Here is a 14,121-nt window from a genome sequence, read left to right as displayed (position 1 = left end):
AGGTTCCTTAGAGGTTTATCAGCGCCGCGCACCATCCGTCGGCAGCGGCAAGCGCTCTACCTGCCCCACCTTGGCCCGAGTCTGCCTCTCCCGCTTCTGCTCCCAAACCACATCCACCAAGTTTTGCTTGGGTGCGTAGTCTTTTACCGCTTCCCGCAGAATCCGGTGTACCTGCTCGCAGTCGTGCCGGCTACAAGCCTCCCGCAACTCCCCGACCAATATTTGCAAACGATCACTGGAAAGCCGCTCTTCCTCGGCACGCATAATCATAGGGTGGTCCGTGCCGGAGACATTGTCACCGAGCAGCAGCTCTTCGTAGAGTTTCTCACCCGGTCGCAGACCGGTAATTTGAATTTCAATATCACCGTCAGGATTTTCCTCATCCCGCACGGTGTGCCCCATAATCTGGATCAGGCGCTTGGCCAGATCGTAAATGCGTACCGGCTCGCCCATATCCAAAACAAAGACCTCGCCGTTACGCCCCATGCTTCCGGCTTGCAGCACCAACTGAGCGGCCTCGGGAATAGTCATAAAATAGCGGGTGACCTTGGGGTGGGTAACGGTGACCGGACCACCAGCGTTAATCTGATCTGTAAATAGCGGGATAACAGACCCGGAAGATCCTAACACATTGCCGAAACGCACCATGCACACACGAGTCTTTGCAAAGCGCCGACCAAAATCCTGGCAGACCAATTCGGCAAAACGCTTGGTCGCCCCCATTACATTGGTCGGGCGCACGGCCTTATCCGTGGAAATAAGCACGAACTGCTCCACCCCATAAGCCTCTGCAGCCTCGAGCACGGACAGAGTCCCAAGCACATTGTTATCGGCGCCTAGCACCACATTCTGTTCCACCAGTGGCACATGCTTGTATGCCGCCGCGTGATAAATAGTGTTGACAGAAAAGCTTTCAATAATTTCCGCCATTCGCGTGCGGTCGCGCACATCGCCAAGCAAAGCTGTCACTTTTAACGGCTGCCCTTCGTCCTGCTGCTGCTGTTCGAGCTCACGCTCAATTTGATAAAGGGCATATTCGGAGTTTTCCACCATCACCAGATGCGCGGGCCCCCAGTGTGCGATCTGCCGACACAGCTCCGAGCCAATGGAACCGCCGGCACCAGTGACCAGAACCACCTTGCCACTGATGGAGCCGGCGATCAGCTTCTTTTCCGGCTCCACCGGTGCACGGCCAAGGATGTTCTCGTAGATTTGCGAGACATCCGCCACCCGGCCAGCACCATCGACCAGCTCCTCAACCCCTGGTATTACTTTTACCACTAGGCCGCGCTCGCGCAGCCCACGGGTGATCTCCCGGCGACGGCGCTTAGGTACACCTGGCATCGCCAGGAGCACCTCAGCAATATCCCGTTCGGCAACGACTTCGAGGATATTGGCCGGATTGTAGACAAGTACACCATCTATCAAGGTGTTCTGCTTGGAAGCATTGTCGTCGAAAAAGGCCACCGGCTTGTAGATCTCACCGTGAATTAGTGCCTTGTACATTTGAAGGCCGGCAGTACCAGCGCCGTAAATAGCGACGCGGGTCTTGTGGATCTCCAGTGCCATCTGATAATAAATTCGTACTAGCCAGCGGGAACCGCCCACAGCAATAAGCGCAAAGCACCAATAAATCACCGGCACCGAACGCGGCACGCCAGCAAAGGTCAGGTAGGAGGCCACCGCCAGTACCACAGCAGAGGCTGTAACCCCCTGCAATACCGCCACAATGGCCTGCTGCCCCATATACCGAATAACGGTACGGTACAGCCCCAAGCGCAGAAAGATAAAACTGCTGGACCCCAGTGTAAGCACCAGACAGAGCAGCACTTCCACTTCAAATAGCGGGGACAACCCGTTGAGACGAATAGCCATAGCCACAAAAAAAGCGAGGCTCAACATCAACTGGTCGAACAGCAGCATCAAAAATGGCTTATGGTGTTTTTGCACCGCCCGCCAGATGCGTATCACTAGATCCCCCCAAAATTATTCCCAACCGCGGGGGACTCTCCCCCATCGCGGCTTTATCCCCACTACGCCATACCAAGCCAGACCAGCGAAAATGCAAGTATAGATGCGGCCAACATTAATCCCAGCTGCCAATAAAGGGTCTTTTTAACCCCTATTCGAAGGGCACTACGCTGATAAATATGTTCGCGATGGGGCTCCCACCAGCGTTTTCCCGAAATAATACGCCGCATCAAGGTGAGAGAGGCATCCAGCCAGAATGGAGCAAAGATTACAACTGGCACCAACAGGCCGAAAGCCCCCTTTTGCCAACCGAGCAGGCTGACGGCAACCGCGGCCAGGCCAAGCGATGTAGAACCCGCATCCCCGAGAAAAATACGAGCCTCAGGCCAGTTGTAGCGCAAAAAAACCAATGCGGAGACCACTAGCAATGCGCAGACTCCCGCCAGCTCTTCCTGCCCCCGCCAAGCAGCCACCAGCCCCAGGGCGCCAAAACCGACCGCCGTCATGCTACCTGCGAGGCCGTCCATACCATCCATAAAATTGTACAGATTGACCATCCACACGCCGCCCAGCAACAACAGGGGATACCACCACCAGGAAAGGCTCCCCGACAGCGACAAAAGCACCAGGGCCACTGCCAGCAAATGCACGGCAAAACGTACTGGCACGGCGACATTACGCAGATCGTCGATTACAGACACAGCCAGAAGCAGAGCAAACCCAGACAGCAGCGGCATTGGCATGGATGCAGGGCTTATCGCCAACGCGACCGCACAACCTGCTATCAGCGCCCAGCCACCTGTACGCGGCACCGGCGTTTGGTGCATAGAACGGTGATTGGGCAGATCCAGAGCCAAATCACCCATACGAGACAACAATACAGCGGTCAGGCCGTAACTCACCGTCGCCCCCGCCAACACCGCGACAATCCACTCCACCATAAACACTGTCACGAAATACTCCGCAAAAAGTGGCAGTAACGCTCTTCCGCACGCCACCGCAGTGCTTTGCGCAACCGGGCAGCGCTATATAGCTCGCTCTCCTCAAGCTCAAGCAGGGTCCGCGCAATTGGCAGCCGACGCAATGGGCGCGCCGCCGCGAGCAATAGCCGCATCAGGCGAGAACTGGCTCGCACACGGGCACCGCGGATCGCGCTCACAATAGCTGCCAAGTCATAAAAAGTGGGCTCCGCGGCAATAAACACTTGCCGATTACAGTGCTGCGCCTCCGCCAGTAGGACAATAGCCTGAACCAGGTCTGAAAGGCTGATAAAACTGCGCCGGCCACTGGCGGGAAGTAGCGGCGCAATGTTTCCGACAAATCCCAAAAGTCCAAGCCAGCGCCCGGCCCTCCCTCGGGAACCTCTGCCCCCCGTATCAATACCGTAAACGGATGCGGAGCGGATCAGGTTGACACGGCAATTGCTAAGCTCAGCAAGCAGTAATCGCTCGCCGAGCCATTTACTATGGCCATACACATCGGTGGCCGGCACACCATCGTCTTCACCTGCTACTCGCCCCCTGGGCGGACGCTTCGCCTTGACACTGGAAATATAAGTAAAGGACTCCGCGCCAGCGCGCTCAGCACAGCGCAGCAACATTAAGGGGCAGTCGCTATTGAGCCAATAAGCCTGTCTCGGATGGCGTTCACACTCTGCGCGGCTTGCCAACCCGGCGGCATAAACAACACGATCCCCCGCTTGAAAAATATGTGAAAAGTCGCTGCCAGGTGACAGCTGTAGAGATAAATGCTTACAGCCTACAGGGCCATCAGGCGCACGTGATACAGATAAAACCCGCCAACCGCTTGAATTCAGGCGGCGGCACAATGCCCTTCCAATATAGCCTGTACCGCCAACCACAACCCAGCGCGCCATTTTCTATTTTCCCCAACAAATCCTTATAATGCGAATTTCTCACCTGTACAGAAAAAAGCCCTAAGGTGCCGTACTGGCCCTACCTCACTCCCACTGCAACTTATCGGCAACTGCCAACCCGAAATAAGAAAGCAAGGCAATGAAGGGCTTATGATTCACAATCAAAACTCATAGCTCCACAGCCGCCCCACTGTTTTCGATTATTTTCGGCCGGGAAAAACGATTACCTCAAAGCCGCGACACTTTATCAGATTTGAGCGCTAATTTGTTCCTCAGTTGATTACACGGTGTTACACAAAAAAGAGTTCCCTATTTTTTTTCACCGAGCTCAGCCAGGATATTCCGCAAGGCCATCATGGGATCTGCCGCAGCGGTAATCGGTCTACCAATGACCAGATAATCCGCCCCCCAGGCTAACGCTTGAGCTGGTGTCACAATACGCCGCTGATCATCAGCGGCAGCTCCGGCTGGACGGATCCCCGGTGTAACCAGCGCAAATCCATCTCCGCATTGCCGCTTCAGTGCTTGTGCCTCGCGCGCGGAGCAGACGACACCATCCAAGCCACTGCTTTTTGCCAGATCGGCCAGGGCTAATACCTGCTCTTCCAGTGGTCGGGTAACACCAACCGCAGACAGCTCTTCCGGTGCTGTGCTCGTCAACACGGTTACACCGATCAACAGTGGCTTGCTGTCACCGAATGACTGCAGAGCGTCCACAGCGGCACTCATCATTCGCGCGCCACCACTGGCGTGGACGTTGACCATCCAAACACCCAGTTCAGCCGCGGCCCTGACTGCCGCAGCGACAGTATTGGGGATATCGTGAAACTTGAGATCGAGAAAAACCTGGAAGCCGCGCTTCACTATATCTCGCACAAGTCCAGGGCCAGCGGAGGTAAAAAGTTCCTTCCCCACTTTTACACGGCACAGGGCGGGATCCAACTGATCCACCATACCCAGCGCAGCTGCAGCCGTGTCATAGTCCAGCGCGACGATGACGGGAGAAGAAACGTGACTAAACGAATTTCGGGATTGCAAAACAGTACCTCTCAGAGATGCGCAATACGCACGCTGTTTATCATCAAATTCAATGGCGCAATGTACCGCTCACTCGCCTTCCACCCCTTTTACTGACCGTACAGAGTCCCAGTGCTTACAGCTGGGACATAGCCAGTGGAGTTGATTACCGGAGAAACCGCAATTGCTACAGCGGTACTGAGGGCGACTGGCGATCAACTGATCGATCAGTGTTTTCAATAGGGACAGATTCTCCCGCGCGCGTCCCTGGGTACTGTCAATATGCAAATCGAGGAAATAACCCAGGCCACGCAGTGACGGGCGCAGCGCCAACTGCTTGCCCATAAAGGCGGCTGCGGCCGCCTCACTCTGCTGATGTTGAATACGCTCTGTTAGGGCGATGAGCACACTGTTGGACGGATGCTCGCGCAACAGGGATTCCAGGTAGCGATCCAACCCTTTTTCATCCCCCACCTGCTCGTAACAGGCAATCAACAACTTGAGAATCTCGGGAATATAATCCGGATTCTGCTTGGGGATCCTCTGAAGCACCTTTATCGCCTCGCGAGGCCGGTTGAGCAAATGCTCCAAATTGCCCCAAAGCAAATTGGCCCGCACTGAATTGCGATCATAACCAAGTGCCGCATCAATATGCCGGCGCGCGCTCAGATAGTCCTTACTGTTGATTGCCTCCTGCGCGAGCTCACAGCAGAAATGTGCTTGAACAGGCGCCCACTCCGGCGAGAGACGTTTGAAACGGCGGCCGTGTAGTAAATTTACCGCGTGAATTGCCTTGGCCCACTCCCGCTCGTCGCGATATACCTCCACTAAGTGTTCAAGGCTGGTATTACGCAACTCTGGGGACGTCTCCACCAGCTCCTGGAGCAAACGTTCAGCCCGATCCAGCCAACCAGCAGCAATGTAGTCCCGCGCCAATTCCAGCTGTGCCTTTTGCTGACTCTGGCGGGCCAAACTGGGCCGGGCGAGAAGGTTCTGATGCACACGAATGGCCTGATCGTACTCACCGCGTTTGCGCAGCAAATTGCCGAGAGCCAAATGGGTGTCGAAGGTGGCGCTGCTGACTTCGAGCGAGTCAATAAACTTATCAATAGCGTCGTCGTGACGCTCGCTCAACAGGTAGTTGAGGCCCTGGGCATAGGAATGCGCCAATGCCCGCTGTTGTTGACTGCGCTCCGCATTCTTCCTGGTGCTGGACCGCCCGAGCCACCAGCCTATGGCAACGGCGGCGAGCAGAAAAAAGAAAAACGTGAGATCGGCCATTCAGTCTCCGGACACTTGGCGTCGCACCGTGTGCAGTTCCCGCTCCAGTCGCTGCAACTGCCGTTCCAATCCGCGCGCCCGTCGCCGCTCGGCATAAAAAGGCAACAGGCTGGCCACGAAGCCCAGCAGAAGGCCAATCAGCAGAAAGCCGATCAACCAGAAGCCAACACCCCCTTCAGGCAGGGCGAAGCCCGCAAGCCTGGGAGCGATGACATCCGGGTTGTCCGCCGCGAAATAAACTCCGGCAACAATACACAGGAGGGCCAACAGCCCATAGATGAGACGCATCAGCCAGCGCAGAAAAGACAAGGGAACCTCCGCGTTCCGCAGGGAGTGGTTAAAGCGACAATCGCACGACTGGCCCAATCATACTTCGGTCTCGGTTTCGCCGTGCATACTCCGGTTGACTCTGTCGCGTAACTCTTTCCCCGGTTTGAAATGAGGCACATACTTACCCGCGAGAGCCACTGCATCCCCGGTCTTGGGGTTGCGGCCGGTTCTCGGCGCGCGATAGTGCAGGGAAAAGCTGCCAAAGCCGCGGATTTCAATCCGCTCCCCCCGAGCCAGTACATCTGACATGGTATCCAGCATTACCTTGACCGCCAGCTCGACATCCTTGACCGGCAGCTGATCTAACCGCAACGCAATCCTTTCGATCAGTTCAGATTTGGTCATGTGCCCCACAACCTTTTGTAAGTGCTTGATTATTCTAGCTTAAGGCGGCAATCATCTAATAGAAAGCCGGACTGGGCAACCCCGGTCCGGCTTTCATATTACCCAGAGCTATTAGCCAAGGGCACACAACAAATGAGCGCTATTACTCTTTGTTGTTCATCTGCGCTTTGATCAGGTCACCGATAGTCGCGGGCTGAACCTGCTCAGCCTGCTTCTTGCTGTGATCCTTGATCGCCTGCTTCTCTTCATCCTGATCCTTGGCTTTGATAGACAGGCTGATCACACGGTTTTTGCGATCCACGCTGGTGATTTTGGCTTCGACTTCGTCGCCTTCTTTCAACACATTGCGTGCATCTTCCACTTTATCGCGGCTGATTTCGGAAGCGCGCAGCACGCCTTCCACTTCATCTGCCAGGGAGATAACCGCCTGCTTGGCGTCAACTTCCTTCACGGTGCCCTTGACGACACTGCCGCGATCGTTGGCAGCCACATAGTCTGAGAAGGGATCAGACTCCAGCTGCTTGATGCCCAGAGAGATGCGCTCGCGCTCGGCGTCGATACCCAGGATAACGGTCTCGATTTCGTCGCCTTTCTTGAACTTGCGCACCGCTTCTTCACCGGCCTCGTTCCAGGAGATATCGGACAGATGCACCAGACCATCGATGCTGCCGTCCAAGCCGATAAAGATGCCGAAGTCAGTAATTGACTTGATCTTGCCAGAGATACGATCGCCCTTGGCATATTTGCGCGCGAAGGCATCCCAAGGATTCTCCTGGCACTGTTTGATACCCAGAGAAATACGGCGGCGCTCCTCGTCGATATCCAGAATCATCACCTCGATCTCGTCGCCAACCTGGACGACTTTGGACGGGTGGATGTTCTTGTTGGTCCAGTCCATTTCGGAAACGTGTACCAGACCTTCGACACCCTCTTCCAGCTCGGCAAAGCAGCCATAGTCGGTGAGGTTGGTTACAGTCGCCTTCACGCGGCTGTTTTCCGGATAGCGCTGCTTGATGGATACCCAAGGATCCTCGCCCAGCTGTTTCAGGCCCAGGGAGACACGCTGGCGCTCGCGGTCGAACTTCAGCACCTTAACTTCGATTTCATCGCCAACATTGACGATCTCGCTCGGATGCTTGATACGCTTCCAGGCCATATCGGTGATGTGCAGCAGGCCATCGATACCACCCAGGTCGACGAAGGCACCGTAGTCGGTCAGGTTCTTCACCACACCTTTCACGGTCATGCCTTCCTGCAGGCTGGCCAGCAGGGCTTCGCGCTCTTCGGAAGTCGCAGCTTCCATCACGGCGCGGCGGGACACCACCACATTGTTGCGCTTGGCATCCAGTTTGATGACTTTAAATTCGAGCTCTTTGCCTTCCAGGTGCGAGGTATCGCGAACCGGACGCACATCGACCAGAGAGCCCGGCAGAAACGCGCGGATACTGGCCACATCGACAGTAAAGCCACCTTTGACCTTGCCGCTGATAACACCCTTGACCACTTCGTCCGCGGCATGGGCCGCATCGAGGATCTTCCAGGCTTCAGCGCGCTTGGCTTTCTCACGGGACAGACGGGTTTCACCGAAACCGTCTTCCACCGCTTCCAGGGCAACCTGTACTTCGTCGCCCACTTGCAGGTCCACTTCGCCCTTCTCGTTCGCGAATTGGGAAGCGGGGATAACGCCTTCGGACTTCAGGCCTGCGTGTACGGTCACCCAGTCTTTGTCCACGTCGATTACCACACCGGTCACAATGGCGCCGGGGGCCATCTCTACGCTTTTCAGGCTCTCTTCAAAAAGTTCAGCAAAGCTCTCGCTCATTACATTACCTATATAAATGGGCCCAGCCGTTGGTAACTCTCTAGTCTAGTCAACCGCCAGCCACTGCCCCACCGCGCTGCCAGCACGCGGGTCGGATTACAACAACGGCCGGGCGATTCTGGCTGAACCCGGCCGCTGTCTTTCAAAACAAATTGTCGATCTGCCGGTACTCAAGCGCCCGGAAGGCGGATCCGCTCAAGCACCAGCTGCAATACCTTTTCCAGGACTCCGTCGATTGTCACCCCGGTACTGTCCAGCTCCACCGCGTCTTCGGCGGCAACCAGGGGCGAAGCGGCGCGGTTCATATCGCGGGCGTCGCGGGCGCGGATGTCCTCCAGCAGGTCGCGGAGGCTAACAGAAACCCCCTTCTCCCGCAACTGCTCGTAGCGCCGCCGGGCGCGCTCTTCCGCGCTGGCAGTCAGGAAAACCTTGACCGGTGCGTCGGGAAACACAGTGGTGCCCATATCGCGCCCGTCTGCCACAAGGCCCGGCGGCTTCAGAAAATCCCGCTGACGCTGCAGCAAAGCTGCCCGGACGCCGGGCATGGCGGCCACCTTAGAGGCCGCCATACTGACCCGTTCCATACGGATATCCCGACTCACATCCCGCCCTTCCAACAGTACCGCGACCTCACCATCGCGCGGCTCGAAACGGATATCCAGACCTGAGGCGACCTTTGTCAGCGCAGCCTCGTCGGCCAAATCAATATCGCGACTCAGCGCCGCTAGCGCGGTGAGCCGATAGAGCGCACCGGAGTCCAACAGTGAGAATTTCAACTTTTCCGCCAGCAGCTTGGCAATGGTCCCCTTACCCGAGCCGCTGGGCCCGTCGATAGTAATAACAGGTGGTTGATTATCGGCTTCACTCATCAAGATTTAGTTCCCTGAGGCCCGCATTCCAGACCCCGACATCATTTAAACAACCTGCAGCCGAAGGCCCGTCTTTCCAGCCAACTCGGCAAAATTCGGAAAGGACGTCGCCACATTGGCGCAATGGAGAATGCGGATTGTATCGCTGGCGCGCAGGGATGCCACAGCGAAAGACATGGCGATCCGGTGATCGCCGAGACTGTCGACGGTACCACCACCGAACACGGCCCCCTCGCCTGCACCGCGAATCACAATGCCATCCGCTGTCGGCTCCGCGCCGATGCCGAGAATCCGCAGACCGTCCGCCATAGCCTGAATACGGTCACTTTCCTTAACCCGCAGCTCTTCAGCCCCGGTAAGCACCGTCTCTCCCTCCGCACAGGCAGCGGCGATAAATAGCGCCGGAAACTCATCGATCGCCAGAGGAACCTGCTCCTCCGGGATACGGATACCTTTTAATGGCGCATAGCGTACGCGGATATCCGCCACCGGTTCTCCACCCACCTCGCGGGGATTTAGCAACTCAATATCCGCACCCATCAGGCGCAATATGTGAATTGCACCATCCCGTGTTGGATTGATGCCCACATGCTCCAGCAGCACATCGGAGCCGGGCGAAATGGCCGCAGCGACCATAAAGAAAGTGGCGGAGGAAATATCCGCAGGCACATCGATTTTGGTGCCTGTGAGTCCGCCACCCCCGCGAAGGGTGGCCCGGGCACCATCTCGCTGCACTTGATAACCAAAGCCAGCGAGCATTCGCTCTGTGTGGTCGCGGGTCGGCGCCGGCTCGACAGTGCTGGTTTCACCTTCGGCATAGAGCCCGGCGAGCAATACACAGGACTTCACCTGAGCGCTGGCCATAGGAAGGCGGTAGTCGATCCCGCGTAATTTGCGCCCACCTTTAATCAACAACGGCGGCCGCCCTTCCGGGCCTGTCTCGATCTCCGCCCCCATTTGACGCAAGGGCTCGGCCACGCGGTTCATGGGACGCTTGGACAGGGATTCATCCCCCGTCAGCGTCACATCAAAATCCTGACCGGCGAGCAGGCCGGCAAGCAGTCGCATGGAAGTTCCGGAGTTGCCCAGATACAGCGGTCCCGGAGGCGCCTTCAATCCGCGCGGCCCCACACCGTGAATCACCACGCGGCCGTCCACCGGCCCCTCGATCACCACCCCCATGTCGCGGAACGCCTGCAACGTCGCCAAAGCGTCCTCCCCCTCCAGAAAACCCTCCACTTCGGTAATGCCATCCGCCAGAGAGCCGAGCATAATGGAGCGGTGGGACATGGATTTATCGCCGGGCACTCTCAGCTTGCCGCTGACCTTTCCCCCCGGCTGCGCGATATAAGTAACTTCCTGTGCTTGCATATTTTCTGTGTACGCTCTTCTGGCCAACATTTTTGTAAAGTGGTCCCGCGCCGCCTTGGCCCGGGTAAAAATCCCCATCAGATGCTCGCCGTCTCCAGCGGCAATGGCCCCGCGCAACGAAGCGAGATTCGTGCTGTAAAGATCGATTGCCCTCAAGATCGCTTCGCGGTTTGCCAACATAATATCCCGCCACATCACCGGATCACTGGAAGCGATACGCGTGAAATCGCGAAAGCCGCCCGCGGCATAGCGGAATATATTTTCGTTCTCGGCATCGTGCGCCAGGGTATCCACCAGGCCGTAGGCAATTACATGAGGTAAGTGGCTGGTGGCAGCGAGCACCTCGTCATGCTCCCGCACCGGCATACTCAACACCTCCGCCCCCGTCGCCTGCCACATTTCTACAATGCGCCTCAGGTGCTCCGATCCGGTATTCTCCAGCGGAGTCAGGATAATGCGGTGGGCGGCATAGAGGTCGTCGCGCGCAGCGCTGACCCCGCTCTTCTCAGAACCGGCAATCGGGTGACCGGGCACCAGAAATTCCGGCACCCCACCCCAGACTTTTTCCGCCGCGGCGACAACGTTGCCTTTGACACTGGCGCCATCGGTAACGGTAACACCAGCCGGCAGCCCCTCACGGAGCGCCACAAATACTTGCTCAACTGCCAGGGTAGGCACCGCGATAAACACCACGTCACCCGGTTCAAGCTGCGGCAGAATCGCGCCGAGATCCGTCACTGCCCGATCGACGACCCCCAGCTCCAGCGCTTGCTCACAGGTGCGCTGACGCCGCGCAACGCCGATTACCTCGCGACAGGCGCCGGCGGCCTTCAAAGCCAGGGCCAGACTGCCGCCAATCAGGCCGATACCAACCACCAGCAGACGGCCAATCTTCACCGTTCCCATCACAAAACACCGCGGGGATAAGAACCGAGTACTTTCATGTCCGAAGCGCAGGCACCCACTTCTTTCAAAGCCTCTGAGATCTCGGGCTTGTCGCGGTGACCTTTGAAATCGATAAAAAATACATAGGTCCAATTGCCGGACTGGGACGGGCGCGTCTCCACCCGCGTGAGGTCGATATTGTGGCGGCGGAAAGGTTCCAACAGATCATGCAGTGCGCCAGGCTCATTGCGCATGGATACCATCAGGGAAGTTTTATCGTCACCACTGGCGGGCACCACCTGGGTGCCGATAATCAAAAAGCGGGTGGAATTATCCGGGCGATCCTCGATTTTTTCCGCCAACACCTTGAGGCCGTACAGCTCAGCCGCCATATCGCCGGCGATGGCCGCCGCATTCCACTCCCCTTTCACCCGCTTTGCCGCCTCGGCATTGCTGGCCACCGCCACCCGCTCAACATTCGGGTAGTGAGAATCGAGCCACTTGCGGCACTGGGCCAGACTCTGGGCGTGGGAATAAATGCGGGTAATCGCATCCGGTCGAGTAATATCCGAAATCATCAGGTGGTGGTGGATACGCAGCTCCACCTCACCGCAAATCTTCAGATTGGAATTCATAAAATTATCGAGTGTGTGATTGATCACCCCCTCGGTCGAATTCTCTACCGGTACGACACCATAACTAACCGCTCCAGCCTCTACCTCTCGAAACACTTCGTCGATCGCAGCCAAGGGACGGCATTGTGCCGAGTGCCCAAAGTGTTTCAGCGCTGCCTGCTGGGTAAAAGTACCCTCCGGTCCCAGATAGGCGATTTTCACCGGCTCTTCCAGAGCCAGGCAGGCGGACATGATTTCACGGAACAACCGCGCCATTTCCTCGTCGGTCAGCGGCCCCTCATTGCGCTCCATCGCCCGGCGCAACACCTGCGCCTCCCGCTCCGGACGGTAATAGAGAACATCCTCGCCGGAAGCTTTTTTTACTTCCGCCACTTCCAGCGCACACTTTGCGCGCTCACTGATCAGACGGCCAATGTCGCCGTCAATCTCATCAATGCGATTGCGCAACTCCAGCAGGCGCCGGTCGCTGCTCACAATTTCTTCTGTCATCCGTTTTGCCTACATATTTCCTGAGTAATTGCAGAGCGCGCTGAGGAACCAGCACATAGCACACGAAATCCCGGCACCAGTGCCCTCCCCTTAAAACACCCTATGCGACTACTAGAGCGATATTCGCCCAAGAGCGGCAGTGCAACCTACGCACAGCGCTTTTCGAAATCAGCCATAAAGGAAACCAGCGCCTCCACCGCTTCCAGCGGCACTGCGTTGTATAGAGAGGCACGCATGCCACCCACGGAACGGTGCCCCTTGAGATTCAGCAACCCGGCCTCCTCAGACTGGCGCAGAAATTCCTTGTCCAGGCGCTCGTCCGCCAATACGAAGGGGACATTCATACGCGAGCGGCTGGATTTCTCCACTGGACAAGAATAAAAATCACTGCGATCGATAAATTCATACAACAGGGTGGATTTCCTGTCCGCCAGAGTAGACATCGCCTCGACGCCGCCCTGCCCTTTCAGCCAGCGAAATACCAGCCCAGCCAGGTACCAGGCAAACGTCGGCGGCGTGTTGTCCATGGAGCCCGCTTCCGCCGCGACCTTCCAACTCAAACTGCGGGGAATACCCTCCATGGCCCGATCCAGCAAGTCGTCGCGCACAATCCCCACTGCAATGCCGGAGGGACCGATATTCTTCTGTGCACCAGCATAGATCACACCAAATTTCTCCACCGGAATAGGGCGCGACAGGATATTTGAGGACATGTCTGCGACTAATGGACAAGTCACATCCGGCACATAATCAAATTCCACCCCGCCGATGGTTTCGTTGGGCGTATAGTGGAAATAAGCTGCGTTGTCACTCTGTGTCCAACTTTCCGCTCCCGGCGCATAGGTGAAACTGCGGTCTTCACCGGAAGCCACGATATTGACCTGTCCATAACGCTTGGCCTCACGAATCGCCTTGTCCGCCCACTGACCAGAATGAATATAGTCAGCAACCTTGTCACCGACACCAAACAAGTTCCAGGGCACGGCACTGAATTGTGCGGTAGCGCCGCCCTGCAGGAAGAGCACCTTATAATTGTCCGGAATTGACAGGAGGTCGCGCAGGTCCTGCTCGGCACGCTCTGCCACCTCGAGAAATTCCGCTGACCGGTGGCTGACCTCCATCACCGAGCAGCCGCGGCCACCCCAATCGAGCAGCTCTTGCTGCGCCTGGCGCAAAACTGGCTCCGGCAACGCAGCGGGGCCGGCGCAGAAATTAAACTTCCTCATAAAT

At 57.0% G+C, this 14,121-nt stretch carries 12 protein-coding genes; all 12 read right to left on the bottom strand.

Annotated features, from left to right (window positions below):
* Nucleotides 1-18: 18 nt before the first annotated feature.
* The gene (locus A3224_RS06960; protein WP_139223274.1) at nt 19-1,971 is read right to left on the bottom strand and encodes a polysaccharide biosynthesis protein; all 1,953 of its coding nucleotides are present in this window, start codon (nt 1,969-1,971) and stop codon (nt 19-21) included.
* Between the two features lie 62 nt (nt 1,972-2,033).
* On the bottom strand, nt 2,034-2,924 hold the full coding sequence (locus tag A3224_RS06955; RefSeq protein ID WP_067152876.1) for an MraY family glycosyltransferase: 891 nt from the start codon (nt 2,922-2,924) through the stop codon (nt 2,034-2,036).
* A complete protein-coding gene (locus A3224_RS06950; protein WP_082817427.1) occupies nt 2,921-3,847 on the bottom strand; it encodes an NAD-dependent epimerase/dehydratase family protein in 927 nt (308 codons plus the stop codon). Before A3224_RS06950 ends, A3224_RS06955 begins: the two co-directional genes overlap by 4 nt.
* 309 nt (nt 3,848-4,156) lie before the next feature.
* Nucleotides 4,157-4,801 (bottom strand): orotidine-5'-phosphate decarboxylase, encoded by a 645-nt coding sequence (gene pyrF / locus A3224_RS06945; RefSeq protein ID WP_231902516.1) that lies wholly within the window; start codon nt 4,799-4,801, stop codon nt 4,157-4,159.
* 153 nt (nt 4,802-4,954) lie between these two features.
* On the bottom strand, nt 4,955-6,145 hold the full coding sequence (lapB, locus tag A3224_RS06940; RefSeq protein ID WP_067152870.1) for a lipopolysaccharide assembly protein LapB: 1,191 nt from the start codon (nt 6,143-6,145) through the stop codon (nt 4,955-4,957).
* Nucleotides 6,146-6,454, bottom strand: a complete 309-nt coding sequence (locus A3224_RS06935) for a lipopolysaccharide assembly protein LapA domain-containing protein (protein WP_231902487.1) — start codon at nt 6,452-6,454, stop codon at nt 6,146-6,148.
* A 57-nt stretch (nt 6,455-6,511) separates the two neighbouring features.
* The gene (gene ihfB / locus A3224_RS06930; RefSeq protein ID WP_067152868.1) at nt 6,512-6,820 is read right to left on the bottom strand and encodes an integration host factor subunit beta; all 309 of its coding nucleotides are present in this window, start codon (nt 6,818-6,820) and stop codon (nt 6,512-6,514) included.
* A 142-nt stretch (nt 6,821-6,962) separates the two neighbouring features.
* On the bottom strand, nt 6,963-8,642 hold the full coding sequence (rpsA, locus tag A3224_RS06925; protein ID WP_067152867.1) for a 30S ribosomal protein S1: 1,680 nt from the start codon (nt 8,640-8,642) through the stop codon (nt 6,963-6,965).
* A gap of 170 nt (nt 8,643-8,812) precedes the next feature.
* Nucleotides 8,813-9,511 (bottom strand): (d)CMP kinase, encoded by a 699-nt coding sequence (gene cmk, locus A3224_RS06920; RefSeq protein WP_067152864.1) that lies wholly within the window; start codon nt 9,509-9,511, stop codon nt 8,813-8,815.
* A gap of 45 nt (nt 9,512-9,556) precedes the next feature.
* Nucleotides 9,557-11,788: a bifunctional prephenate dehydrogenase/3-phosphoshikimate 1-carboxyvinyltransferase gene (locus A3224_RS06915; RefSeq protein WP_067152862.1), complete on the bottom strand. Its 2,232-nt coding sequence runs from the start codon at nt 11,786-11,788 to the stop codon at nt 9,557-9,559.
* Nucleotides 11,788-12,891 (bottom strand): prephenate dehydratase, encoded by a 1,104-nt coding sequence (gene pheA / locus A3224_RS06910; RefSeq protein WP_067152860.1) that lies wholly within the window; start codon nt 12,889-12,891, stop codon nt 11,788-11,790. Before pheA ends, A3224_RS06915 begins: the two co-directional genes overlap by 1 nt.
* Before the next feature lie 146 nt (nt 12,892-13,037).
* Nucleotides 13,038-14,117, bottom strand: a complete 1,080-nt coding sequence (serC, locus tag A3224_RS06905) for a 3-phosphoserine/phosphohydroxythreonine transaminase (protein WP_067152858.1) — start codon at nt 14,115-14,117, stop codon at nt 13,038-13,040.
* Nucleotides 14,118-14,121: the final 4 nt, after the last annotated feature.

The organism is Microbulbifer thermotolerans, from assembly GCF_001617625.1.
GTDB classification, from domain to species: domain Bacteria; phylum Pseudomonadota; class Gammaproteobacteria; order Pseudomonadales; family Cellvibrionaceae; genus Microbulbifer; species Microbulbifer thermotolerans.
Note: the sequence above shows the minus strand (reverse complement) of the source record. Positions and strands in the feature narration are given on the sequence as shown.

Excerpts from the sequence above, each read along its gene's own strand:
- A3224_RS06950 (WP_082817427.1), bottom strand. The coding sequence starts at position 3,847 with ATGGCGCGCTGGGTTGTGGTTGGCGGTACAGGCTATATTGGAAGGGCA.
- pyrF (WP_231902516.1), bottom strand. The coding sequence starts at position 4,801 with ATGGTGGATCAGTTGGATCCCGCCCTGTGCCGTGTAAAAGTGGGGAAG.
- lapB (WP_067152870.1), bottom strand. The coding sequence starts at position 6,145 with ATGGCCGATCTCACGTTTTTCTTTTTTCTGCTCGCCGCCGTTGCCATA.
- ihfB (WP_067152868.1), bottom strand. The coding sequence starts at position 6,820 with ATGACCAAATCTGAACTGATCGAAAGGATTGCGTTGCGGTTAGATCAG.
- rpsA (WP_067152867.1), bottom strand. The coding sequence starts at position 8,642 with ATGAGCGAGAGCTTTGCTGAACTTTTTGAAGAGAGCCTGAAAAGCGTA.
- cmk (WP_067152864.1), bottom strand. The coding sequence starts at position 9,511 with ATGAGTGAAGCCGATAATCAACCACCTGTTATTACTATCGACGGGCCC.
- A3224_RS06915 (WP_067152862.1), bottom strand. The coding sequence starts at position 11,788 with ATGGGAACGGTGAAGATTGGCCGTCTGCTGGTGGTTGGTATCGGCCTG.
- pheA (WP_067152860.1), bottom strand. The coding sequence starts at position 12,891 with ATGACAGAAGAAATTGTGAGCAGCGACCGGCGCCTGCTGGAGTTGCGC.
- serC (WP_067152858.1), bottom strand. The coding sequence starts at position 14,117 with ATGAGGAAGTTTAATTTCTGCGCCGGCCCCGCTGCGTTGCCGGAGCCA.